General features: G+C 60.4%; 19 protein-coding genes. 10 read left to right on the forward strand and 9 right to left on the reverse strand.

The window, feature by feature from the left end; genetic code table 11:
- Positions 1-23: 23 nt before the first annotated feature.
- The 3 genes from SBC1_RS31735 (at position 24) to SBC1_RS31745 (ending at position 4,743) form a co-directional block, all read left to right on the forward strand.
- Positions 24-953 carry a LysR substrate-binding domain-containing protein gene (locus SBC1_RS31735; RefSeq protein WP_165104294.1) on the forward strand — a complete coding sequence of 310 codons (930 nt, stop codon included), beginning with the start codon at positions 24-26 and terminating at the stop codon, positions 951-953.
- A gap of 318 nt (positions 954-1,271) precedes the next feature.
- On the forward strand, positions 1,272-3,011 hold the full coding sequence (gene ggt / locus SBC1_RS31740; protein ID WP_241202418.1) for a gamma-glutamyltransferase: 1,740 nt from the start codon (positions 1,272-1,274) through the stop codon (positions 3,009-3,011).
- A 337-nt stretch (positions 3,012-3,348) separates the two neighbouring features.
- Entirely contained in the window at positions 3,349-4,743 is a 1,395-nt protein-coding gene (locus tag SBC1_RS31745) for an NCS2 family permease (protein WP_165104296.1), read from the forward strand.
- Positions 4,744-4,929: 186 nt separating this feature from the next.
- Here the strand turns inward: SBC1_RS31745 and SBC1_RS31750 are convergent, their stop codons facing one another.
- From SBC1_RS31750 to SBC1_RS31760, 3 genes are all read right to left on the reverse strand, one after another.
- A complete protein-coding gene (locus SBC1_RS31750) occupies positions 4,930-5,079 on the reverse strand; it encodes a hypothetical protein (protein WP_165989118.1) in 150 nt (49 codons plus the stop codon).
- A 219-nt stretch (positions 5,080-5,298) separates the two neighbouring features.
- On the reverse strand, positions 5,299-6,390 hold the full coding sequence (locus SBC1_RS31755; RefSeq protein ID WP_165104297.1) for a calcium:proton antiporter: 1,092 nt from the start codon (positions 6,388-6,390) through the stop codon (positions 5,299-5,301).
- A gap of 464 nt (positions 6,391-6,854) precedes the next feature.
- Complete coding sequence (locus tag SBC1_RS31760; RefSeq protein ID WP_165104298.1) at positions 6,855-7,286, reverse strand: OsmC family protein; 432 nt, start codon at positions 7,284-7,286, stop codon at positions 6,855-6,857.
- A gap of 193 nt (positions 7,287-7,479) precedes the next feature.
- Between SBC1_RS31760 and SBC1_RS31765 the strand changes: the two genes are divergently transcribed.
- Positions 7,480-8,820 (forward strand): FAD-binding oxidoreductase, encoded by a 1,341-nt coding sequence (locus SBC1_RS31765; RefSeq protein ID WP_165104299.1) that lies wholly within the window; start codon positions 7,480-7,482, stop codon positions 8,818-8,820.
- 272 nt (positions 8,821-9,092) lie between these two features.
- Here SBC1_RS31765 and SBC1_RS31770 read toward each other — a convergent pair whose 3' ends face one another.
- Positions 9,093-9,308 carry a hypothetical protein gene (locus SBC1_RS31770; protein WP_165104300.1) on the reverse strand — a complete coding sequence of 72 codons (216 nt, stop codon included), beginning with the start codon at positions 9,306-9,308 and terminating at the stop codon, positions 9,093-9,095.
- Between the two features lie 232 nt (positions 9,309-9,540).
- Here SBC1_RS31770 and SBC1_RS31775 point away from each other — a divergent pair, with 232 nt between their 5' ends.
- Positions 9,541-10,191 (forward strand): DsbA family protein, encoded by a 651-nt coding sequence (locus SBC1_RS31775; protein WP_165104301.1) that lies wholly within the window; start codon positions 9,541-9,543, stop codon positions 10,189-10,191.
- 55 nt (positions 10,192-10,246) lie between these two features.
- Here the strand turns inward: SBC1_RS31775 and waaC are convergent, their stop codons facing one another.
- Positions 10,247-11,257 (reverse strand): lipopolysaccharide heptosyltransferase I, encoded by a 1,011-nt coding sequence (gene waaC, locus SBC1_RS31780; protein ID WP_165104302.1) that lies wholly within the window; start codon positions 11,255-11,257, stop codon positions 10,247-10,249.
- 337 nt (positions 11,258-11,594) lie between these two features.
- Positions 11,595-12,512, reverse strand: a complete 918-nt coding sequence (locus SBC1_RS31785) for a neutral zinc metallopeptidase (RefSeq protein ID WP_165104303.1) — start codon at positions 12,510-12,512, stop codon at positions 11,595-11,597.
- A 453-nt stretch (positions 12,513-12,965) separates the two neighbouring features.
- Here SBC1_RS31785 and SBC1_RS31790 point away from each other — a divergent pair, with 453 nt between their 5' ends.
- Genes SBC1_RS31790 through SBC1_RS31800 form a run of 3 tightly spaced genes read left to right on the forward strand, consistent with a single transcriptional unit; the run spans position 12,966 to position 15,517 of the window.
- Positions 12,966-14,378, forward strand: coding sequence for a cytochrome ubiquinol oxidase subunit I (locus SBC1_RS31790; RefSeq protein ID WP_165104916.1), 1,413 nt, complete (start codon positions 12,966-12,968; stop codon positions 14,376-14,378).
- A 1-nt stretch (position 14,379) separates the two neighbouring features.
- Entirely contained in the window at positions 14,380-15,381 is a 1,002-nt protein-coding gene (cydB, locus tag SBC1_RS31795; protein WP_165104304.1) for a cytochrome d ubiquinol oxidase subunit II, read from the forward strand.
- Positions 15,359-15,517 carry a hypothetical protein gene (locus SBC1_RS31800; protein WP_165101762.1) on the forward strand — a complete coding sequence of 53 codons (159 nt, stop codon included), beginning with the start codon at positions 15,359-15,361 and terminating at the stop codon, positions 15,515-15,517. Before cydB ends, SBC1_RS31800 begins: the two co-directional genes overlap by 23 nt.
- 145 nt (positions 15,518-15,662) lie before the next feature.
- On the opposite strand, the gene SBC1_RS31805 is transcribed toward SBC1_RS31800, so the two are convergent.
- On the reverse strand, positions 15,663-16,718 hold the full coding sequence (locus SBC1_RS31805) for a permease (protein ID WP_165104305.1): 1,056 nt from the start codon (positions 16,716-16,718) through the stop codon (positions 15,663-15,665).
- A 39-nt stretch (positions 16,719-16,757) separates the two neighbouring features.
- Positions 16,758-17,849 (reverse strand): tRNA 2-selenouridine(34) synthase MnmH, encoded by a 1,092-nt coding sequence (gene mnmH, locus SBC1_RS31810; RefSeq protein ID WP_165104306.1) that lies wholly within the window; start codon positions 17,847-17,849, stop codon positions 16,758-16,760.
- A gap of 364 nt (positions 17,850-18,213) precedes the next feature.
- On the opposite strand from mnmH, the gene SBC1_RS31815 reads away from it, so the two are divergent.
- Positions 18,214-19,593: an ethanolamine ammonia-lyase subunit EutB gene (locus tag SBC1_RS31815; protein ID WP_165104917.1), complete on the forward strand. Its 1,380-nt coding sequence runs from the start codon at positions 18,214-18,216 to the stop codon at positions 19,591-19,593.
- Positions 19,593-20,399 carry an ethanolamine ammonia-lyase subunit EutC gene (eutC, locus tag SBC1_RS31820; RefSeq protein ID WP_165104307.1) on the forward strand — a complete coding sequence of 269 codons (807 nt, stop codon included), beginning with the start codon at positions 19,593-19,595 and terminating at the stop codon, positions 20,397-20,399. Before SBC1_RS31815 ends, eutC begins: the two co-directional genes overlap by 1 nt.
- Before the next feature lie 109 nt (positions 20,400-20,508).
- Here eutC and SBC1_RS31825 read toward each other — a convergent pair whose 3' ends face one another.
- Complete coding sequence (locus SBC1_RS31825) at positions 20,509-23,202, reverse strand: fimbria/pilus outer membrane usher protein (protein ID WP_165104308.1); 2,694 nt, start codon at positions 23,200-23,202, stop codon at positions 20,509-20,511.
- Between the last annotated feature and the right edge of the window lie 4 nt (positions 23,203-23,206).

Raw genomic sequence — 23,206 nt, forward strand, 5'->3', positions numbered from 1 at the left:
TTCGTGGACGTAGGTTCAAGACAATGATTCGTTTTCGCCAGATAGAAGCTTTCCGCTCGTTGATCATGATGGGTACCAGCGTCGGGGCCGCGCGCGCGCTGCACGTCACCCAGCCCGCTATCAGCCGCCTTATCGCGGATTTAGAGGCTGACCTCGGATTCAGCCTGTTCAGCCGGGTGGGCGGCCGCTTGAATCCGACTAACGCCGGGCTGCGCTTTTATAAGTCGGTCGAAGAAAATTTCCTGGGGCTGGAACGCCTGAAACAGGTCGCCGAGATCATTCGCGACGAGGCGTCCGAAGGGCTGACCGTCGCGTGTATGCCGGTGCTCGCCAGCACCCTGCTCCCTCCCATCCTGGCCGACTTCGTCGAGCGCCATCCAGGCGTGCCCATTCGTGTCGATTCGGTAAAAGTCCCCGAGGTGCTCACGATCCTGCAAAACCACAAGGCGGACGTCGCCATCAGCCAGGCGTTCGCAGCGGTTGCGGGGATCGAGGTGGAGAAATTGGTGGCCGCGCGGGCGCAGTGCGCGATGCCGGCGTCGCATCGGCTCGCGAAGAAAAAAACCGTGCGGGCACAGGATCTGCGCGGCGAACGCATCATTGGCTGGTTGCCGAATTCGCGTCAGCCTTACGCGGCCGAGCAGTCGTTGTTCGCAGGCGGAGAAGACCGGGCGAACTACACGGTGTTGACTGACACTGCGCACACGCGTTATGCCATGGTCGCGGGCGGCTTGGGTGTGTCGATCGTCGAACCGTTTGCAGCCAAGGTGTGGCGCGCGCACGGCGTGGTCGTGCGGCCGTTCGATGCGGCGATCGAATACGAATACGTGCTCTCGTATCCGAGCAGCGGCATACGCTCGGATCTGGTTGCTTCGTTTCGCGAGTCCGTGCTGCGTGTTGTGGCAACGTACTCCTTCGACGAAACGTCGTCGCCCGCAGACGCAGAGGTTTGACGCAAGCGTCCGGCTCGCGACAAGCGGGCCGCGCGAGCGTTTATGTAGCCATCCCGGCAGACGAGACACTGCCCATGCAGGTCCCAATCAAGCTTCCATACCCGAACGACCCGAACAGATCGCGCAACTTGACTTCCCCGCACTCTGGCGCATCACGCCCGGCCGCACGTCAAGCACGGGGCTTCCACCCTTTCGGAATCAATTACGCCCGTGGTATAAGCCCCGGAGCGTCTCCGCCTGAGCGCTGCGCCGGTAAAGGCGACGGGGCAAGACGATTACCCCAGGCGGACACCCATTTTCAGGAGGAGCAAGATGTCCATGAAGAAGTCCGTGAATTCGCTGCATCGCGCACGTCCGTTCGCGCTTGGAACGCTCGTTGCCGCGTCGTTTTCGCTCTCGTTCGGGTTTGTCGAAAGCACACCCGCTTACGCGAAAGTCGCGCCGCAACCCGCTGTCCTCACGGCTTCGGCGGTGGCGGTTGCCGACAAGTTCGCAGCTGACGCCGCCGAACAGGTCCTCAAGGAAGGCGGCAACGCCGTTGATGCGGCCGTCGCGATCGCCTTCACGCTGGCGGTGACGTACCCGGAAGCGGGCAACCTGGGGGGCGGCGGTTTCATGACGCTCTACGTGGATCATCGTCCCTATTTCCTGGACTATCGTGAGCGCGCCCCCATTGCGGCCACGAAGAACATGTATCTCGACGACAAAGGCGAAGTCATCAAGGGCATGAGCCTGTACGGGTATCGCGCGGTCGGGGTGCCGGGCACGGTGTCGGGCATGTGGGAAGCGCAAAAGCGCTTCGGCAAGCTGAAGTGGAAACAGGTCGTCGCACCTGCAATCAAGTACGCGCAGGACGGCTTTGAAGTCAGCGACCAGTTGCAGGAACGCAAGGACGCCGCGTCGAAGGACTTCGCAGGCAAGACCAATTTCGACAGTTACTTCGGAACCCTGAATAAAGGCGTGAACTTCAAGCAGCCGGAACTGGCGGCCACGCTTCAGCGCATCTCGGATAAGGGTGCGAAGGGCTTCTATGAAGGCCAGACAGCGGACCTGATCGCCACGGCCATGACTGGTCACGGCCTGATCACCGCACAGGACCTGAAGGAATACAAGGCGGTCTGGCGGCAGCCGGTTGTCGCGAGCTGGAACGGCTATCGCATCATCACCGCGCCGCCGCCGAGTTCCGGCGGTATCGGTCTCGTTCAGTTGCTGAAGATGAAGGCCGATCTCAAGGATAAATACGCCAATGTGCCGCTCAACTCCGCTCAGTACATTCACCTGACCGCGGAAATTGAAAAGCGCGTGTTCGCGGATCGCGCCCAGTATCTCGGTGACCCTGATTTCTACAAGGTGCCGGTTGCGCAACTCATCGATGACAACTACATCTTGAAGCGAGCATCCGAGGTCAATCCGGACAAGCCGTCGGATACCAAGAGCGTCCTTCCGGGCCTGGGCACCACAATGCCGGAAAAGGCTGAAACCACGCACTTCTCGGTAGTCGACAAGTGGGGCAACGCGGTATCGAATACGTACACCATCAACGGCTATTTTGGCTCCGGCGTGGTGGTGGACGGCACGGGTGTCGTGCTGAACGACGAGATGGACGACTTCTCCTCGAAGCCGGGTGTGGCGAACATGTTTGGCGTAGTAGGCAGCGATGCCAACGCAATTGCACCGCGCAAGCGCCCGCTTTCCTCAATGACACCGACCATCCTCACGAAGGACGATCAGGTTGCCATGGTGATCGGGACACCGGGCGGCTCGCGGATCTTTACGTCGATCTTTCAGGTGATCACCAACGTCTACGACTTCTCCATGCCGCTGCCCGAAGCAGTCGCGGCCATGCGCTTTCATCATCAGTTGCTGCCGCCGAACACGATTTTCTGGGAGCCGTACAAGCCCATTGATGGTGATCTCGCGAAGGAACTGGAAGCGAAAGGATATACGCTCTCGAAACAGAGTTTCAACGGCGACATTCAGGTCATCAAGATTGATGGCACGACGCCGGAACCGGTTGCCGATCCGCGTGGCCGCGGCGTGACGCGCGTGATCCAGTAAGCGGCCGCGTAGCTCTGGATTGACTGCAGACAGACAAAAGGGCCAGGTCATTCAAGACCTGGCCCTTTTGCTTTTATACCGTACGCGCGCTCCCTCAAAGCCGTATTGAATTGGACGTTAAGCCGACCTTATAAGGATCGCGGCATGACTGGAATCCCATTTTTGAGATTGGAGACGGCTTAATGATGCCCTAGTCTCTGTTCTGGCCCAGTCCAGTGCGTTGGCTTCCGCCAACACTATAAATAAACCTATCGAGACGACCCTGAAGACGGCGTGCCCGATCTACCAAGATCGCCCGGCCCGCTTGTTTCAGCCTGCTGATAAAGGAGAACAGCTCATGATGGAACCCCACATCCAGCCGCTTGGCGGCATCGACATCCAGGATGACGCACCCGCGTCCCAATCAGGCGGATTGATCGACCGATACTTTCAAATCAGTGCGCGTGGCAGTACGCAAAGGCGCGAAGTGATTGCCGGGATCACTACCTTCCTGGCGATGGTGTATTCCGTGTTCGTCGTCCCGGCCATGCTCGGCAAGGCCGGGTTCGACACCCGCGCCGTCTTCGTGGCGGTCTGCCTGACGACTGCGTTCGGCTCGCTCCTCATGGGCATCTGGGCTCGCTTGCCGATTGCGATCGGCTGTGCAATCTCGCTGACCGCATTCACCGCGTTCGGGTTGGTGCTGGGCAAGGGGCTCTCGCCCTCCGTTGCGCTCGGCGCTGTGTTCCTGATGGGCGTCACCTTCACCGCGATCTCCGTCACCGGCGTGCGCTCGTGGATCCTGCGCAACCTGCCTGCAGGCGTGGCGCACGGCACGGGGATTGGCATCGGCTTGTTTTTGTTGCTGATCGCGTCGAACGATGTCGGTCTGATCGTCAAGAATCCGGGCGCGGGCTTGCCCGTCTCGCTCGGCCATATCACGGCGTTTCCCGTGCTGATGTCGATCTTCGGGCTCGCTGCGATTATCGGGCTGGAACGCCGGCGCGTGCCGGGCGGGATCTTGCTGGTGGTGGTCGGATTGTCGGCGCTGGGACTGGCCTTTGATCCCGCCGTCCGCTTCACCGGCGTATTTGCGCTGCCCTCGCTGAGCGCACCCGGCCATGCATCACTGATCGGCGCCATGGACATTCGCGGCGCGCTTTCGCTGGCTGTGCTGCCTAGTGTGTTTGCGCTGGTGATGACCGCCGTCTTCGATGCCACCGGCACGATCCGCGCCGTGGCAGGCCAGGCAGGTCAGATAGACGAGAACGGCCGGATTGTGAACGGCGGCCGGGCGTTGACGGCGGACTCGGTCAGCTCGATTGTGGCTGCGTGTCTCGGCGGTGCGCCGGCTGCGGCCTACATTGAATCGACGGTGGGCGTAGCGGCAGGCGCGAAGTCGGGCCTGGCGGCCGCTACGGTTGGCGTGATGTTCCTGCTGGTGATGTTCTTCTCGCCGCTCGCCGGACTTGTGCCTTCGTACGCGACAGCTCCGGCGCTGATGTATGTCGGCCTGCTGATGCTCGCAAGCGTAAGCAAACTTCACATGGACGATCTTGTCGACACTATGTCCGGTCTTGTTTGCGCCGTGTTCATTGTGCTGTCCGCGAACATTGTGACCGGCATCATGCTCGGCTTCTGTACGCTTGTGATCGGCCGGGTAGTTGCCGGCGAATACAAGAAGCTCAACGTTGGCACAGTGGTGATCGCAGCCGTGCTCGCTGTGTTTTATCTCGGCGGATGGGCAATCTGACCTGACGGGCTAGTGAACATTTAGCGCTATCAACACGGTCAGGATCTGTAACCCCGGTTGCCGGCAACTTCCCCGGCAACCGCCCTAGCTCAGGCAGCGCACGCTAAGTCAAGCTAATCGACGTTCGAGAGCAATGAAATGCTCGATCGGGACGTCGATTCAGCCGTTGGCCAAGATCCAGCAGATTTACTTCCGGCGATACGCTTCAGCCAGCACTGCGCAATTTTGCAGATGCAGGTTCAGCGCATGTACGGCTTCGCGGCGAACGACAGCCTTCGCCTTGCGGAACCAGGAACCGAACGAAACGAGAAGCGAACTTTGAGCGGTGGTTTTCATGAGAGCACCTCAGCACGAATAAGGGATTACCCGTTAGGGAATACCCTTATTATACGCATACGATGCTGCAATGCAAAAGATTTTGAAATCGACGAGACATCTGAAGCGTCTGCGCAACAGCGCGCGGGCTCTTGCCCGGATTGGTCGGCCTTTGTTTTGAAAGCGTTTTCAAAACCGCCACCAGGCCCCAAGGACGCACCGCCTGCCCGTCTGTAGTGCTCAAGGCACGACGGAAAGAAACAGGAAGGTCGCGAAAATAACCAGGTGAACCACGCCTTGAAGCACCGTCGAGCGCCCGGTGCCAAGCGTCAGGACGCTCACTATCAAGGTTAGTGCAAGCAGTACGATTTCCTTTGAACCGAGGCCGAGTGCAATCGGCTGGCTGATCGCGAGCGACACCACCGCTACGGCCGGAATGGTCAGCCCGATACTCGCCAGCGCTGACCCAAGCGCCAGGTTCAAGCTTGTCTGCAACCGGTTCAGTCGCGCAGCGCGCAGTGCGGCCACGCCTTCCGGCAGCAGCACCAGCGCAGCGATCACCACACCGACCACCGCTTCAGGCGCTCCGGCGCTAGCAACGCCCGCCTCCACCGCTGGCGACAGCAACTTCGCCAGCCCAACTACTGCAATCAGCGAAAGCAGCAGCAAACCGCCTGCGGCCCACGCGTAGCCATTGGTCGGCAGCGGCGCGTGAACGTCGTCGGATTCAGCGCGATTCGGATCGAGCGCCGGCACTGGCGGCAGGAAATAGTCGCGATGCCGCACCGTCTGCACGAACACAAACACCACGTAAAGCACGAGCGACGTCACGCCCACAAACACCAGTTGCGACGTCGACAATCCCGGCCCGATCACCGTGCTGGTGAAGTTGGGCAAAACCATTGTCAGTACCGATAGAGCACACAGGATCGCGAGTGTCGCGCTTGCGCCCTGCAACTGGAAATTCTGCTCGTGATGCCGCATCCCGCCCACAAGCAGACACAGCCCGACCACACCGTTGCACACGATCATGATCGTGGCGAACACCGTGTCGCGCGGCAATGCTGCTTTTTCCGGGCCGCCCGACACCATGACGGAAACAATCAGCGCCACTTCGATCACCGTGACCGCGATCGCGAGCACCAGCGTGCCGAACGGCTCGCCAACACGATGCGCCACCACTTCGGCGTGATGGATCGCGGCAAATACGGCTGCCGCGAGTGCGATGGCGGCGAGTACGAGCAGGAAGCCGTTCGGCATGGCGAACGTCAGTCCCAGGATGACAAGCGCGGCAAATGGCGCAATGCACGTCCAGTCCAGCTTGAATTTCATCGATGCTCCAGGGCGGTGCTGCGTGTGGATGGAAGTGTCAGAAAGACTGACTGGGCGCAGGGTTTAGTCCGGCCCGATTATTAGAAAGTGTCGTCAGATTACAGCTTCTTGGCTCATACGGCGGGTTGCAGGGCTTGCAACAACCGCCCGAAGATGCATTGCCGGCTGTGTACAGCGTTCCTGCCTGCGAAACGTTGGGGAACCGTAAACCGTTACGCATCAGTGAGTTGGCGGCGGCTCACGCAGGTTGTCCACATGGCTATCCACAAAAAATGTGGATAAGTCGCGCTCCGATTTTAATCGGTGATTTGTGTCAGATGACGTATCTATTGAAAGGTCGCGGCGTTCGATCTGCTGGGCCGCGCGATGGCTGCGGACGGCTCACTCGGCCAATCCGCAAATCTGCAAAAAAAGACGCGGCCAGTTTCGCGGCCGCGTCCTTGAGTCCATCAGTCAAACGAAACTCAGGAAACGAATTCCGTATTCAGCGTGATCTTCGCGTTTCCAGCGAACAGCTTGGACACCGGGCAGCCCTCTTTCGCTGCATTCGCAAGCTTCTCGAAAGTCGCTTTATCCGTGCCTGGCACCTTCGCTTTCACATCGAGATGGCAGGCGGTAATCGAGAACCCGTCGCCGTCCTTGTCCAGCGTCACGGTAGACTTCGTTTCGATGCTTTCTGCCGTGAGGCCCGCCTGCGTAAGTTGCAGGGACAGCGCCATCGTGAAGCAACCCGAATGCGCGGCGCCGATCAGCTCTTCCGGATTCGTTCCCGGACCGCCTTCGAAACGGGCTGCAAAACCGTAGGGGGCATCTTTCAGCACACCGGTTTGCGTCGAAATGTAACCTTTACCATCCTTGATGCCACCACTCCATTTTGCCGATGCTGTCTTTTGCACGAGTGTTCTCCAGAAAGTCAGGGTGGGTATGCCGCGCGATACCGCCGCAGCAAGGAATCGACCGTCAGGCCGGTTACTCAAGCGCCGGCTTTGACGCGCCATCGGGTTGAGCGAAGCACACAGGATGCCCGAAAGCACAGCGGGCACGTTGCCGGACCCGTTTTCCGGAGCCGACCCTGTTCAAGGAGGATAGATGGGTCCACAAGTGGTTCAAGTTGTTGAAGATCGTGATTTACCCGAGCACGTCGATGTTGTTGTTATCGGCGGCGGCATTATTGGCGTGAGCACGGCCCTTTTTCTCGCCGGGAAGGGCATTTCGGTGGCCGTCTGTGAGAAGGGCCATATTGCTGGCGAGCAATCCAGCCGCAACTGGGGCTGGTGTCGCGCGACGCATCGCGACCTGCGCGAACTGGAACTCAGTCTTGAAAGCCTCAAGCTGTGGCGCGAACTGGATCGGACGTTCGGCATTGACACGGGTTTCCGGCAATGCGGCATCCTCTACGCCGCCGACGACCCCAAGGCCCTCGCCGATCACGAAAGCTGGCTGGCACGTGCCGTCGCCCTGGTGGGCCGCGAGGGTATTGATTCACGCATGACATCGAGCGATGAAACGGACGCGCTGATGCCGGGCGTCGCGTGCAAGTTCCCCGGCGGCATCTACACACCCTCCGACGGTCGGGCGGAACCGCAGCGTGCGGCACCGGTCATTGCCCAGGCACTGCGTGCCAAGGGGGTGAAGGTTTTAACGCCGTGCGCGGTGCGCGGCATCGAAACGAGCGCTGGTGCGATCAGTGGCGTCGTGACCGAATACGGGCCGATCCGCTGCTCGAGCGTGGTGGTGGCAGGTGGTGCATGGACACGCTTGTTCGCTGGCAGCGTAGGCGTTGAACTGCCGCAGCTGAGCGTGAGGTCGTCGGTACTGCGCACGGAACCGGTCGACGGTGGACCTGAAGTCAGCGCTTGCAACCACACAGTGGGATACCGCAAGCGGCTGGATGGCGGCTACACGATCGCGAATGCGTTCCGCAGCCTGGCTGAGATCACCCCCGACAGTTTCCGGCTATTCAGCCAATATCTCCCTGCGCTAAAAAGTCAGTTCAGGTCGATGGACTTCGCTTTCGGCGAGAGATTTTTCGAGGCATTGCGCCAGCCTCGGACATGGCGACTCGACCAGCCGACTGTCTTCGAAACAATACGTACCCTCGATCCGGAGCCCACCCAAAAATACAACGATGTCGCCATCGACGCGTTCCGTGCGCTTTTCCCTGCGCTCGGGCATGTAAAAGTGGCGCAGGCATGGGCGGGTTATATCGACGTCACGCCGGATGCGGTGCCGGTGATCTCGGCCGCGCAGCAGGTTCCAGGCATGTTTATCGCCACGGGATTTTCGGGTCACGGCTTCGGGATCGGCCCAGGTGCAGGGAAGCTGATGGCCGATATGGTCGCGAACGACAAACCGCTCGTGGACCCGCGAGCGTTCCGGCTGAGCCGGTTCAGCGATGGCACGAAGATCGAACTGGACGGCGGGTTTTAACCGCGCAAAGCACAGGAATGCAGAATTTTACAGAGGGTGTTGATGGCATGCGCCGGCGCGAAGGCTTTTGCAGCAACGATGCGGGGGAGTTTTTTTGCGGACCGCACTTACGTTCTGCGTTGATAGCCGAGAGGCAGTCGCCAGTTGAGGCGCCACGATGCATATCGGTCCACGCGTGCCAGTAGAGGACCTCTGGCATGACGGTACAACACCTCTACAAGCGTGCCGCCGCCGGCCAGCTCCGAGCGATCGCCCAGAGCGGCTTTACAGCATTACTTGCCGATTACCCGGCGTGCTTCGATTTCAGCAAGTTCGAGCGCAGCCTGCTCGGTTTTCATCGGACGTCCGCATCCGCGTCCAATTGTTTGCCCAATGGACTCGTTTCCGTGCTGGGTAACAACGCGGATATAGCCCTTGAACATTGCGCCCGGTGCGGGCATTGCCAACGCCTCGACGGTCTTGTTGCCCTTCGTTTCTTTGAATGCCATTGCGGCCCCCTGTTTAATAGTGGGCGGATCCTATCACGAACGAGCGTTCTACCCCTTCAGCGCCACCCTATTTCGCGCTGCTCGACGGCAATACAACTTATGCGAGCCGCATGACGAACTGTCATTCCGATGCGGTGAACGCGTGCAGCCGGAGCAAAGCGTGAACGGAGGTAAAGTCCAATGTCGGGTAGAATTTTGAACGGATTTTGAACGAATTTTGAACGAGCCTTATATGACAAGCCCCAAGCTGTACCTAGATGTCTGGTCGGATTTCGTGTGCCCGTTCTGCTATCTGGAAGTGCCGGTCATCGACCAGTTCAAGAGTACGTATGGCGACGCGGTCGAAGTGCGCTGGCACGCGTTCGAACTACGTCCAGAGCCCATGCCGACGCTCGACCCGGATAGCGACTTGCTGCACGAGACCTGGGAGAACTCCGTCTACCCGGTAGCCAACGAACGCGGTTTGCTGTTGCGCCTTCCGCCGGTTCAACCCCGTAGCCGCAAGGCGTTCGAAACCGCATTTTTCGCGCGCGAGTCGGGCCGGTTCGACGTTGTGCATCGTGCGATCTTCAAGGCGTATTTCGAGGATGGCATCGATATCGGCGACACGGATGCGCTGCTGGATATTGCCGCCACCTGCGGCATCGATCCGGAATCGCTGGAAGAAGCATTGCTCGGCGATGAACTCACCGACGCGGTGATCGAAGACGAAGAGTTCGCGAAGAAGCTCGGCGTGACGGGCGTGCCGTTCGTCGTGTTGTCGCGTGATGGCGTGGGCAATCAGGAACCGCCGCCGCCCATCGCATTGCGCGGCGCGGCGCCAATCGAGCATTTCGAAGCAGCGATCGGACGCTTGTTTCCAGATGGATTTTCAGCCGCCTAGGCGAACTTCGCGTACTTCAGTACATCGGTACTTCGGCACGCTTTCGAAGCTCGAATCAGGACACGATCCCCGTCGCGACATCATGTGCGACGGGTGCCACCGTTCCCGTCAACACGCCCTCTATTGCTTCCAGCACCGACGCCACATTCGGCGGAGCATGCTGGTCGCCGACAGAAACCGAATGGTCCGACGAGCCAATGCCGAAATGCTCGCGCGACGTTGCGGTGAAAATCATCACCGTGGGCCGGCCCAGCGCATAGGCCAAGTGGACCAGCCCTGTATCCATGCCCACGACCAGCGCCGACGCCTCAATGCAATGCGCGCACTCGGTCACAGTCAGCTTCGGCAAAACGATTGCACCCGGTACGAGCGCCGCAATCTGCTCGCCCTCCCGGCGCTCGCCTTCGGTACCCCACGGCAGCGCAATCCGATAACCCCGCGCGGTCAGCGAACGCCCTGTCTCAGCCCACCGGTCGATCGGCCATTTCTTTTCATCGGCTGATGTAGCGTGGAACAGCATTGCGATGGGCGCGCCCTGGGGAAGCTGCAGCGGCGTAGCCAGCGGCGGCAGATGAAGATTGAAGTCGGGGGTTTCGTCGAACGTATAACCCAGCGCGTCCGCCACGCTCACACGCATGCCGCGCCAGGCATCCGTTTTCGGCCGCGGCCCGAAGCGTTTGTTGTACGCAAACGCCGCACCGAGCTCGCCCAGATCCTTGTTCTTATAGCCATACCGCCGGCTCCCGCGAGCCAGGAACGCAATGATCGCGCTCTTGTACACGCCATGGATATCGAGGATAGCGTCGTACTTCTCAGCCCGCAGATCTCCGATAGATGCGCCGATGTCTTTCAAATCCGCCCAGCTGCGGGCTTTTTTGAACTTGCGCAGCGGCGCGCTCAACACGCGGTCCACGGCTGGATTCCAGCGAATGATGTCGGCAAAGGCCGCGTCTGCCGCCCAGTCGATCTTGGCGGACGGAAATGCACGGCGAAGATCGGAGACGACAGGTTGCGTCTCTACGATATCGCCCAATGATGTCACCTTGACAATCAGGATTCGCTTCATGGGGATGCTATGGGACCTTTAATTCGCCGGCGCACGGGTTCAGGCGGGAACGCATGAACCCGTGCCGCCGGACGGCTGGCTCGCTTGACCGGTAGCGCTTTCGGCAGATCGAAAGCCGTTCGGATCATGATCGATTTGAAAGCCGGAATTCTATGAATGGGCGTAAAGCCGCGCTGTCAGCATTTGTAAGTTTCTGCTCTGCGCGTTCTGCCCGAATTATCCGTCGAAATAGCGGTTTTCACTACTATTTCACAGTCTTTCCCGAACAAAAGCGCCTAACTTGAAGGCGCCTCGGCATTGAAAATTGCGCCGTGCGGTGGCCTGAAAGAGGACATGCTCAGAGCGTTTTGGCGCCAAAGGTGTCGCATTGCCCCAGATCGCCCGTCGCCAGTCCGCGATTCAACCAGCGCTGCCGCTGCGCGCTCGTGCCGTGCGTAAACGCTTCCGGAACCACGCGTCCCTGCGTCTCCTTCTGCAGCCGGTCGTCGCCTATTGCTCCCGCCGCGTTCAGCCCTTCCTGGAAGTCGCCAGGCTCGATCAGTTTCGCGTTGTTCTTCTGAGCCACGTTGGCCCAGACACCCGCGAAACAGTCCGCCTGCAACTCGACACGCACCGACAACTGGTTGGCCTGTTCCCGCGACATCCGTTGCCGGGCGGCATCGACTTTATTCATGATGCCCAGCACGTTCTGCACATGGTGGCCAACTTCGTGCGCAATCACGTACGCCTGCGCAAAATCTCCGCCCGCGCCGAAACGGTCACGCAACTCCCGATAGAACGACAAATCGATATACACCGTCCGGTCGCTCGGGCAGTAGAACGGCCCCATGGCCGACTGGCCGGTTCCGCATGCGGTTGCGGTGCCGCCGGTGAAGAGGACAAGCTTGGGCGCCGGATAATCCTGGTTGTAGCGGGTCCGGAAAATCTGCTGCCACGTGCGCTCGGTGTTGCCGAGGACACGGCGCACAAACACTGCGTCTTGATCGTTCGCACTTGGTCGCGGCTGAGCGCGCGAGTCCACCTGGCGTTGCTGCATCTGCGGCTGGCTGTATGAACCACTCTGCCCGGTCGAACCGCCACTCAGGATCAACATGGGATCGATACCGAAAAAATAGGCGGCCGCCAACGCCACGACGATCGTGCCGATACCGATCGAGCGCCCTCCGCCGATGCGAAATCCTCCTCCCCCGCCGCCGCCGCCGGCCCCACGCCGGTCCTCCACATTACGGCTCTCTGCTTCGTCATCAAGACGCATGATTTTTCTCCCGTCGCGATGTTTGATTGGCTTTGCTGCAGGCGTGTTATCCCGACCAGGAAAACGCCTGCAATGCTGTTCCGTCATGGTACCCGGCGCATGCCGGTACACCACCGGAGAATCGTGCCGACAACTTCGCGACACGCGACGCGTGCCTTCCTGATCCGCTCGCGGCGGACTGTATTTGACGCAGTGCGGTCGATTGTCGCGGAATTGGCGAATCGATAATTTCGAGCGTTAATGCAATCGCTCAAAAAATTTCCTTGTAAACAGCGAGTTATGAAGCAGTCATCTTGAAAATTGCGACATTTCCGCACATTCCTGTCCCCTGCCGCGTCGCAGCATTCATCTCAAAAACTGGCTTAGAGTCACTTCCGTCGTACTCAGTCCAACCAACCAGCGCCCGCCCGCGAGCTCGTTTCGAGTGCGCCCGCGATGGCTGCACAACCTGCCATGCATGCCACTCAACAAGCGCTCGATCTGGCGCGTATCCAGTTCGCTTTTACGGTTTCTTTCCACATTGTTTTCCCGGCGCTGAGCATCGGGCTGGCGAGTTTTATCGCGGTGCTCGAAGGCATGTGGCTCAAGACCGGTAAGCCGGTCTACAAGGAGTTATGCCTTTTCTGGTCGAAGGTGTTCGCCGTCGCGTTCGGCATGGGCGTGGTGTCCGGCGTCGTGATGAGCTACGAATTCGGCACCAACTGGGGCGGCTTTTCAAGCTTTGCCGGCCCGATCACCGGCCCGCTGCTCGCCTATGAAGTGATGACCGCGTTTTTCCTCGAAGCAGGATTCCTCGGCATCATGCTGTTCGGCTGGAACAAGGTCGGACCGAAAGCGCACTTCGGCGCCACGCTGATGGTCGCCATCGGCACGCTGATCTCGACCTTCTGGATCCTTGCATCGAATAGCTGGATGCAGACGCCGCAGGGGTTTCGTATCGAAGGTGATCATGTCGTGCCGGTGAGCTGGTTCAAGATCATTTTCAACCCGTCGTTTCCGTACCGGCTTTCGCATATGGCGATTGCTGCGTTTATTGTCGCGGCGCTCGTCGTGGCGGCTTCGGCGGCGTACCACTTGCTGAAGGGTCGCAAGGATCCAGCCATCAAGAAAATGTTTTCGATGTCGCTCTGGCTGCTGCTGGTGCTCACCCCGCTTCAGGCTGTAGTCGGCGACCAGCACGGCCTCAACACGCGCGAATATCAACCGGCCAAGATCGCGGCCATTGAAGGTCTGTGGGACACGGAGAAAGGCGGCACTGCGCTGAACCTCTTCGGCATCCCGGACATGGAAGCCGAAACCACGAAATACGCCGTGTCCATTCCGCACTTGGGCAGCCTGATCCTGACGCATAGCTGGGACGGTGAAATCCGTGGCCTCAAATCGTTTCCGAAAGAGGATCGGCCGAACTCGACCGTCGTGTTCTGGAGCTTCCGGATCATGGCCGGGCTTGGCGTGCTGATGATCCTGATGAGCGTGGCCGGCTTCGTACTACGGCGGAAAAACAAGCTGTTCGAATCGAAGATGTTCCAGCGCTTCGTGCTGGTGATGGGACCGTCCGGCTTCATCTCGCTGCTCGCCGGCTGGGTGACGACCGAAGCGGGGCGTCAACCGTGGGTTGTCTACGGCGTGATGCGCACGGCGCAAGCCGTGTCGCCGGTTACCGCGCAGCAAGTGGGCGTAACGCTGCTGATCTTCGTGATTGTTTATACGCTCGTGTTCGGCACCGGCATCTACTACCTGCTCAAGCTGCTTAAAACAGGTCCTGCATTGCCCGGCACGATCACGCGCGCCCCCCGCATGGACGATGACAACCATACCGCGCGCCGGCCGCTGTCCGTCGCAACGCATTCAATAGAAGGAGCCTGAGATGGACTTGTCCCTAACGTGGGCCGCGATCATCGCGCTGGGCGTGCTGATGTATGTCGTGCTGGATGGCTTCGATCTCGGCATCGGCATCCTGTTTCCGTTCTTCCCCGAGGAGCGTGATCGCGACGTCATGATGAACACCGTCGCGCCAGTCTGGGACGGTAACGAAACCTGGCTCGTACTGGGCGGCGCCGGGCTCTTCGCCGCATTCCCCATGATCTATTCAACCGTGCTGTCAGGGCTTTATCTGCCGTTGATGTTCATGCTGGTCTGCCTGATCTTTCGCGGCGTCACGTTCGAAATCAGATCGAAGGCGACTCGCACGAAACACATGTGGGACCTTGCTTTCATCGGCGGATCAGCGGGCGCGACGTTTTTCCAGGGCGTGACGCTTGGCGCATTTCTCAATGGCATTCCGGTCGCGGACGGCCGCTTCTCCGGCGATGCCTTCACCTGGTTCACACCCTTCAGCATGTTCACCGGACTCGCCCTGGTGGTCACCTATGCGCTGCTGGGCTGCTGCTGGCTGATTGCGAAAACGGAAGGCGATCTGCAACGCCGCTTTTACAGAATCGTGTGGCCGCTGACGCTGCTGCAACTGGGGACCATTGTGGTCGTCAGTATCTGGACGCCGCTGCAGGACGCGGGCATTGCGACACGTTGGTTCGATACCCCCTGGTTCTATCGATTCCTGCCAGTGCCTGTGCTTGTGGTCGCCTGCGCGTGGCTGATGCGCCGGTCCATTCATTCACGGCACGAAACGCGGCCGTTCATGATGGCGCTGGCGTTCGTGCTGCTCGGTTATAGCGGCCTGGTGGCGAGCATTTCGCCCCATGCCATCTTCCCCGGCGTGTCGCTCTGGGAACTCGCGGCTCCGCACTCGAGCCAGAAGTTCACGCTCATTGGCGCGGCGGTGATCTTGCCCGTGATCATCGCGTACACAACGCTGGGTTATTGGGTTTTTCGCGGCAAGGTGCGCCATGGCGAACATCACTATCACTAAGACCGATATCACCCGCCGCAAGGGTTCGCGGCTCAAGAGCACGTTGTGGTTCGTCGCGCTCTGGTGTGTGGGCGTTGGCGGCGCAATGCTGCTGGCGCTGCCGTTCAAGCTGCTGATTCAGGCGGCTGCGCATTAGAACGTGGCCGGTGCATTCAGGCATGCGTACCCACGGCAATGAGCAATCGACGTTTACGAAAAAGAGGCCGTTTTCAATGCGAGTTGAAAACGGCCTCTCCTGTTTTTTAACGCAACATCAGGTACTGCTGCATCACCGGTGTTTGTCAGAAGCCCAGCGCCACCGCAAGCAGTCCCGCGACAATCCCGAACCCGACCACCGCGACGGCCACGAACGTCAGTACGCGCGGCGGGAAAGAACGGCCGAGCATGGCGACCGACGGCAAGCTGACCGGCGGCAGCGTCATCAGCAGCGCGCCCGCGGGGCCGACTGACATGCCAAGCGACAGCATTGCCTGGATGATCGGCACTTCGCCTGCTGTCGGGATCACAAACAACGTGCCGGCAATAGCGAGACCGACAATCCACAGCACGCTGTTGTCGATATTCGGACCAATATGCGGAAACAACCACGCCCGCGCTGCGCCGAGCACCAGCACGAGCACGATGTATTCCGGCACAAGCCGGATCGTCATGCGTCCGAGAATGCGAATCCAGCGCGTGAACGCCGTACCCGGATCTTCCGCAGTCACCAGCTTCGCCATCTCGCCGCGCGACGCTTCGGCTTCCTTAGGCGTTACCATCTGGTTCACGGCGTAACCCAGGCCGAACACCATAAGAATTCCCAGCGCGAGCCGCAGTCCCATCCATTGCCAGCCGAGCACGAAGCCCATGAAAATCAGCGTGGCCGGGTTCAGCACGGTGTTACCGAGCCAGAACGCGATAGCCGCTCCCGGCGCCGCCTGACGCGCCCGCAGGCCGGCCACGACCGGCGCTGCGCAGCAGGTGCACATCATGCCCGGCAGCGACATCAGGCCACCGTTCACCACACTGCCAAAACCGCTCTTGCCAAGCGCGCGCGCCACCCATTGCGGCGGAATCAGCGCCTGCACTGCCGAGCCGAGCAGAAGCCCGAGGACCATTGCCTGCCAGATCGCCTTGCCATAAGCGATCGCATAGTCGATAGCGGCCTGCCACGACGGCGCAGGCGCGCTCGCGGCGGTGCCCATCAGGATTGATTTACCGATGGAATGCTGACTAGCTGCCACGAACGCACGGTTGTAGTAAGGAAACCATTTGACGTAAAACAGGCCCACGACCGCGATCATCAGGAACGTGATCCAGCCGAGCGCGACGCGTGGTTGTCGAAGAGTGGATTGCATGGTCTTGAGGTAGTTTGTTTGTGTTGGAATGAATTGGCGTCAGGCCGACGCGACGGGCGGCTTTTCGGTCTGGGCCTGCTGCGCGGCGTCGAGTTCTGCCAGAAGCGCCCTTGCCTGTTCGATCACATCGGCGTCGTTCGGCCGGAACAGCATGTGCGTGGCGTGCGGCAATTCGCTGAAATTCTGGTGGCTGCTGCGTGAATAGGCCGGGTCGTAGTGCAGGTCGATCAGTTCGCGGGCCAGCTCCGCCTCCCGGCCTTCGTCGACTAACGCATGCCAGCCGCTCACCCGCTCGCGGCTATGCAGCCCGATCAGCCGCGACAGTTGCTGCTTGAACGATTCCGGATGCTGGAAAAGATGCGCGTAATCGTGCAGCAGGAACGCGGCGCGATCCTCACGGCTTGCCTCGACCTCGACACACGCGCCGCGGTGAAACGACTCCAGCAGCGCGAGGGGCAAAGAGATCGCGCCGATCCGCCGGCTTTCCGCCTCGACGAACACCGGCCGGGCCGGATCGAAGCTGCGTAGCGCACAGACTAGCAGCGTCTCGAACCATTTCTGCGATGGTTGCGGCTCACCCGGCAACGCGCCAAGCAAGGAGCCGCGATGCGCCGCCAGTTGTTCCAGATCCAGCGTCTGCGCACCGGCCTCGTGCAATGCGTGCAGCAGACGCGTTTTGCCGCTGCCAGTGGGGCCTGTCAGCACGATATACCGGAACGCGGTGGGCAGATGATCGAGCGTATCGAGCGTCGAGCGACGGTAGGTTTTATACCCGCCTTCCAGTTGCCGCGCGTGCCAGCCGATCATGCTGAACACCGTGGTGACAGAACCGGACCGGGTACCACCGCGCCAGCAATAGATCAGCGGGCGCCAGTTGCGCGGCCGGCCGGCAAAGGTCGTCTCAAGGTGTTGCGCGATATTGCGCGCGACCAGCGCAGCGCCCACGCGGGCCGCTTCGAACGGCGACACCTGCTTGTACATCGTACCGACCAGCACCCGCTCCTCATTGCTCAGTACGGGCGCGTTGAGCGCGCCGGGGATGTGGTCTTCCGCGAATTCGAGCGGCGTGCGGACGTCGACTATCTCGTCGAAATCGGCCAGGCGATCGATGGAAACAAGCAGGTTTTTCAAGGTGCGCGCGCAATAGTACCCGGAAGGGGAGAGCCAGATTATCGCACGCGGAAAATCGGGTTGTTGCTCGGCCGGCGCGCCATCCAGTCGGCGGAACTGGCCTGGCACCTTGCCGCTTCATTCGAATTTCCGTTTCAGCATTTTTGGCTCTTCACCGTTTCGCCGCATACTTCGAGGGCGACGCCTGGATCGACCATCGGCGCCGGTCATGCGTGAAGGATGCGGTTCGACCCGCGCAAGACGCCTGCCGGATGCGTTACCCGATGCGTTACCCGATGCGTTACCCGATGCACTACCCGATGCACTACCCGGCAACGGAGCGCAGAATAAGTGTCTGGAGAAGCCTTGGAACAAGGATCACGCGATGAGCTATAACGAGACCATCGGTCTTCGGACATACCGTTTCGACGACCTGAAGACGCTGCTGGCGAAAGCCAGCCCACCCCGTTCTGGCGACCAGTTGGCAGGCGTGACAGCCGACACGGAAGAAGAACGTGTGGCGGCGAAGATGGCGCTGGCGCAAGTGCCGTTGCGCACCTTTCTCAACGAAGCGTTGATTCCCTACGAGATTGACGAGGTCACGCGCCTGATCATCGATGATCACTGCCCCCAAGCTTTCGCTGAAATCTCGCATCTCAACGTGGGCGATTTCCGCAACTGGCTGCTCACCGATACCACGGATTCCGCCGCGCTGGGCCGCGTGAGCGCAGGGCTGACACCGGAGATGGTCGCGGCCGTATCGAAGCTCATGCGCAACCAGGATCTGATTCTCGTCGCGAAAAAACGGCCGGTTATCACCCGCTTTCGCAATACGATCGGCTTGCCAGGACATATGTCGGTGCGCCTGCAACCGAACCATCCGACCGACGACGTCAAGGGCATTGCCGCATCAATGCTCGACGGCCTCATGTACGGCTGCGGCGACGCTGTCATCGGTATCAATCCTGCATCGGATTCGTTGAGCGCGATCACGACGCTGCTCGTGATGATCGACGACTTCCGGCAACGCTATGAAGTCCCGACGCAATCATGCGTGCTCACGCATGTGACCAACACGATTGCTGCAATCGAGAAAGGCGCGCCGGTCGATCTCGTGTTCCAGTCGATTGCTGGCACCGAGAAAGCGAACAGCAGTTTTGGCGTCTCGCTGGCGCTGCTTCAGGAAGCGCATGAAGCGGGGTTATCGATGAAACGTGGCACCGTTGGCAACGACCTGATGTATTTCGAAACTGGCCAGGGCAGTGCGTTGTCCGCCAACGCGCATCACGGCGTTGATCAGCAAACCTGCGAAGTGCGGGCTTACGCCGTCGCGCGCAAGTTCAGCCCGTTGCTGGTCAACACGGTGGTCGGTTTCATCGGCCCCGAATATTTATATGACGGCCGCCAGATCATTCGCGCCGGACTGGAAGATCACTTCTGCGGCAAGTTGCTCGGCGTCCCCATGGGTTGCGACATCTGCTACACGAATCACGCTGAAGCCGACCAGGACGACATGGACAACCTGCTCACGCTGCTGGGTGTCGCCAATGTCAATTTCATCATGGGCATTCCCGGCGCCGATGACATCATGCTCAATTATCAAAGCACGTCATTCCACGACGCGCTCTATGTACGCAATGTGCTCGGCTTGCGGCGCGCGCCGGAGTTCGAGGCATGGCTTGAATCGATGCGAATCACCGATCCACGCGGCATGTTAGTGAACCAGTCCGCATCACAACCGCTGCTTGAATGGATGAGCGCGTGATGGCCGAATTCGACGATCCCCCTTCTTCCGCCAACACCAATCCATTGGACGCCTTGCGCCGTTTTACCAACGCGCGCATTGCGTTAGGACGGGCGGGCAGCAGCCTGCCGACAGCGCCATTGCTTGCGTTCAATCTCTCGCACGCGCAAGCGCGCGACGCCGTGCATCAACCGCTCGATGTGGCCGCGCTGCACGCGTCCCTGTGTGCATCCGGCTTCGATACGCTCGATGTGCAAAGCGCTGCCCCCGATCGCGAGCATTATTTGCGACGCCCCGATCTGGGCAGAAAGCTGAACGATGAAAGTGAAGCGCGACTGCGCGACTACGCGGCCGCAGCGCCCGCTGCGTTCGACGCGGTGTTCGTGGTCGCCGATGGTTTGTCCGCCTACGCGGCGGCACGCCATGCCGTGCCGTTGCTCGAGCGGATGCGTTCGATGCTGACAGGTGTCAGCATCGGTCCGATTGTCGTCGCAAGACAGGCTCGGGTCGCGCTGGGCGATGGTATTGGTGAGCTTTTACGGGCGCGGATCGTGGTGATGCTGATCGGAGAACGGCCCGGCCTGAGTTCCCCCGATAGTCTCGGCATCTACCTGACGTATGAGCCACGCATTGGTAAAAGCGATGCTGAACGCAACTGTATTTCGAACGTACGGCCCGAAGGTCTTGCCTACGATCCCGCCGCGTTCAAGCTGCATTACCTGCTGACTGAAGCAACGCGTTTGAAGCTGACGGGGGTCAATCTTAAAGACAATAGCGATGCGTTGCTGCCAGGGGCAGGCTCGTCGGGCCCGGTGTTGGAAGCCTAGATCGGACGCCACGAGGTGATCGACGGGCAGTCTCGGCGCTGGTGGCCCTGGGCCGTGCCATCCTATTCCGTCCGCGTTGACGGCGAACGTTGTGTCGTTCGTATCAGCTTTACCGTGCAACAGTCGCCGGCATTGCTGCGTTGTTCTCACCCGCCGCCCCACTCGCCTGCATTTCACTCCCCGGCACGCAATGCGATTGCAGCGACAAATACCCGGGGTTATAAGCCTTCGCATCTTTCTTGGGCAACGTATAAGCAATCCGGCATTGCTCGACCGGACCGCTGCCCCACTTTACCGTCAGCGCACCCTGGTCCTCAAGACCCCGTGCAAATATTCTGCTGTCCTGACCGACCACACCCACGCTCTTGCCTTGTTCGTCTTCCACACTCGCTCCAAATGGCAACGCACCACCACCCAGTTTCGGCGCCTGAATCAATGCAGCCCGTCCACTCACCGTCTCGTACTTCATCATCACTATAGAGCCTGCACGCGGCGCCACTTGCGCGGAGGTCGATTTAAATTCGACATCGGTGGACGTGCCTTTCGGGTCGATATCCACCACGTTCATGCTGTACGGCGACAAGTACGGTATCACCGCAAACCCGCGCGAATCAACCTTCGTTCCCGGTGAACTCGTCACCATTGCACCGGCCGCAGCAGGCGCCTCCACAATGCCGATCGTGTCACCAACAGTCTGCGAGAACGTCACGCCACCCGGGTGCGCCACCACCGAACCCTGCACCCCCGCCGACACCTGCCGCGTTCCAGCGCCACCACTCGCCGATGCATTCAACGTCGCATAAGGCGCACGATACGTCGCGCTCGCGCCCGCATTCGCATTGTTCTTCGCCGCGCTGCCGCCCGCGTTATACGTGCCATAGCCGTTGTACGAGATCTGGTTCATTTCGCCCAGCGAACCACTCACGTTCGCCTGCGTGTTCGTCGCGCCATCGGAGGTGTGCGAGGCGTTCGTGGTCAGCATCGGCGCATGCGCCTTGTGGCCGAGAGGAATGGTCGTGCTCAGCATGAAGTCATTCGATAACTGTCCGTCCATCGAGCGCGTGCGACCCGCTGTCAAACTGTACGTGCCGTACTTGAACGAGTTCGTGTAGCCGGCCTGGAACAGCGTGTCGTTACCGCCGCGATTCCAGTAGTTCTGCGTCGAGCCCGTCACGAACATCGTGCCGTGGTCCCCCAGCTTCTGGTTCACCGACACCTGCATGCGGTTACGCTGCCTGTAAATCGAGTTGATATCGCCACCGTGGTCCGCGATATCCCTCACGGTCGCCGCATCGTTCAGGTTCATGTAACCCGCCGTCGAGAAGCGATACGCGGCCACCGACACGTTCGTATCGGTGGCCGCGATGAACTTGCTATAGCCCACGCGCAAGCTCGTGCCGTGCATCGACTGTGCGTTCGGGATGCTGGTGAACGCGCCCGTGACGTCCATCGAGAACGCGCCAATGCCCGTGTTCAACGCCCCGCCCACGTTCATCGCGCCATAACCGGACGATGCCACCACGCCGCCGTAAGCGGTGACTGTGTTGGTCAGCCCGCGCTGGATCGTGAACTGGCCGAAGACGGGTTTTGTATCGAGCGAATCGTTGCGCAATTGGCCGGCGGTTGCGCTAAAACGCGTGACGCCGGGGCGCAGCAATTGCGCCACCGAGGCAAACGGCACCGTGAATTCCTTGCTGCGGCCATCGGCTTCGGTCACGGTCACCACCAGATCGCCGCCGTAACCGGTCGAGTAGAGATCGGTGATTTCAAACGGGCCGGGCGCGACATTCGTTTCCTGCAGCACCTGGCCGTTCTGACGGATCGTCACGCGCGCGTTCGTTTCTGCCGTGCCGCGCACGACCGGCGCGTAACCGCGCATCGATTCAGGCAGCATGCGGTCATCGGTCGCGAGTTGCACGCCGCGAAACGACACGCCATCGAAGATCTCACCGGTCGTGTTGGCATCGCCCACGGTGAGTTGCGAGCCGAGCCTGGTGATATCGCGCTGCGCGTAGGTCGCGATGTTGTCGAACTGGGTCTTCTGGCCGGTGCCGGCCGACACTGACGATTGATGCCGCAAATGCCACGCGCCAATGTTCACGCCCGCGCTCAGGCCAAGGTAGCTCTGGCTCGAACCCACGCCAGAACCCGCCGTGTGATACGTGTTCGCGTTGTAGCTGATGAAACCACCATTGACGCCCTGGTCCCACTGCTCGGGCGGCACATAACCACGCGCCGAATTCTTCATGAACGCTTGCGGCACGCTCAGTTCAAGCGTCTGTTGCGTGAAGTCGAAATCAACCGTTGCGCCGGGTACGACGGTGCCAATTTCATCGCAGGTGTCTGCGTTCGCAGCCGTTGCAGCAGCGGTTGCAGCGCTACGTCCCGCGGCTGCATCGGCCTTGGCCAGATCCACGCCCGCGCGCTGCAACAGCGCCCGGCTGAAACAGGGCTTTGAGCCCAGCTTGCCGTCAGTTGAAACAAAGCGAATATCTTCACGCGCCAGACGCGTGCCATTCACGATCAGGTCCACCGAATACGTTCCCGGCGTCACCGCGTTGCCGCGCGTGAAACGGCTGGTATCGACTGCGCTGCCCGCGTCCCCGCGCAGGTACATGTTGTCGAAGCTGACTTCATCGACGGCGCCGGTCTGGGTTTGCGGCGTTATCGCGGCATCGGCCACGGCTTGAGGAATCGCACCGCACGCCATCATCGAGAAAACGATCGCAGCAAGCGGCTTCAGGCGCAGCCGGAATGCGACCGGGGACTGAGCATTGAATGCGGTTTGAGCAGAGAGTTTCATGATT

Origin of the sequence: Caballeronia sp. SBC1 (genome assembly GCF_011493005.1) — a bacterium.
Lineage (GTDB): Bacteria > Pseudomonadota > Gammaproteobacteria > Burkholderiales > Burkholderiaceae > Caballeronia.

Coding starts and splice junctions, on each gene's coding strand:
- SBC1_RS31775 (WP_165104301.1), top strand. CDS start 9,541: ATGACAAGCCCCAAGCTGTACCTAGATGTCTGGTCGGATTTCGTGTGC.
- SBC1_RS31735 (WP_165104294.1), top strand. CDS start 24: ATGATTCGTTTTCGCCAGATAGAAGCTTTCCGCTCGTTGATCATGATG.
- SBC1_RS31785 (WP_165104303.1), bottom strand. CDS start 12,512: ATGCGTCTTGATGACGAAGCAGAGAGCCGTAATGTGGAGGACCGGCGT.
- SBC1_RS31790 (WP_165104916.1), top strand. CDS start 12,966: ATGCATGCCACTCAACAAGCGCTCGATCTGGCGCGTATCCAGTTCGCT.
- SBC1_RS31815 (WP_165104917.1), top strand. CDS start 18,214: ATGAGCTATAACGAGACCATCGGTCTTCGGACATACCGTTTCGACGAC.
- ggt (WP_241202418.1), top strand. CDS start 1,272: ATGAAGAAGTCCGTGAATTCGCTGCATCGCGCACGTCCGTTCGCGCTT.
- SBC1_RS31805 (WP_165104305.1), bottom strand. CDS start 16,718: ATGCAATCCACTCTTCGACAACCACGCGTCGCGCTCGGCTGGATCACG.
- waaC (WP_165104302.1), bottom strand. CDS start 11,257: ATGAAGCGAATCCTGATTGTCAAGGTGACATCATTGGGCGATATCGTA.
- SBC1_RS31825 (WP_165104308.1), bottom strand. CDS start 23,202: ATGAAACTCTCTGCTCAAACCGCATTCAATGCTCAGTCCCCGGTCGCA.
- SBC1_RS31745 (WP_165104296.1), top strand. CDS start 3,349: ATGATGGAACCCCACATCCAGCCGCTTGGCGGCATCGACATCCAGGAT.
- SBC1_RS31750 (WP_165989118.1), bottom strand. CDS start 5,079: ATGAAAACCACCGCTCAAAGTTCGCTTCTCGTTTCGTTCGGTTCCTGG.
- SBC1_RS31755 (WP_165104297.1), bottom strand. CDS start 6,390: ATGAAATTCAAGCTGGACTGGACGTGCATTGCGCCATTTGCCGCGCTT.
- SBC1_RS31800 (WP_165101762.1), top strand. CDS start 15,359: ATGGCGAACATCACTATCACTAAGACCGATATCACCCGCCGCAAGGGT.
- cydB (WP_165104304.1), top strand. CDS start 14,380: ATGGACTTGTCCCTAACGTGGGCCGCGATCATCGCGCTGGGCGTGCTG.
- SBC1_RS31770 (WP_165104300.1), bottom strand. CDS start 9,308: ATGGCATTCAAAGAAACGAAGGGCAACAAGACCGTCGAGGCGTTGGCA.
- eutC (WP_165104307.1), top strand. CDS start 19,593: ATGGCCGAATTCGACGATCCCCCTTCTTCCGCCAACACCAATCCATTG.
- SBC1_RS31765 (WP_165104299.1), top strand. CDS start 7,480: ATGGGTCCACAAGTGGTTCAAGTTGTTGAAGATCGTGATTTACCCGAG.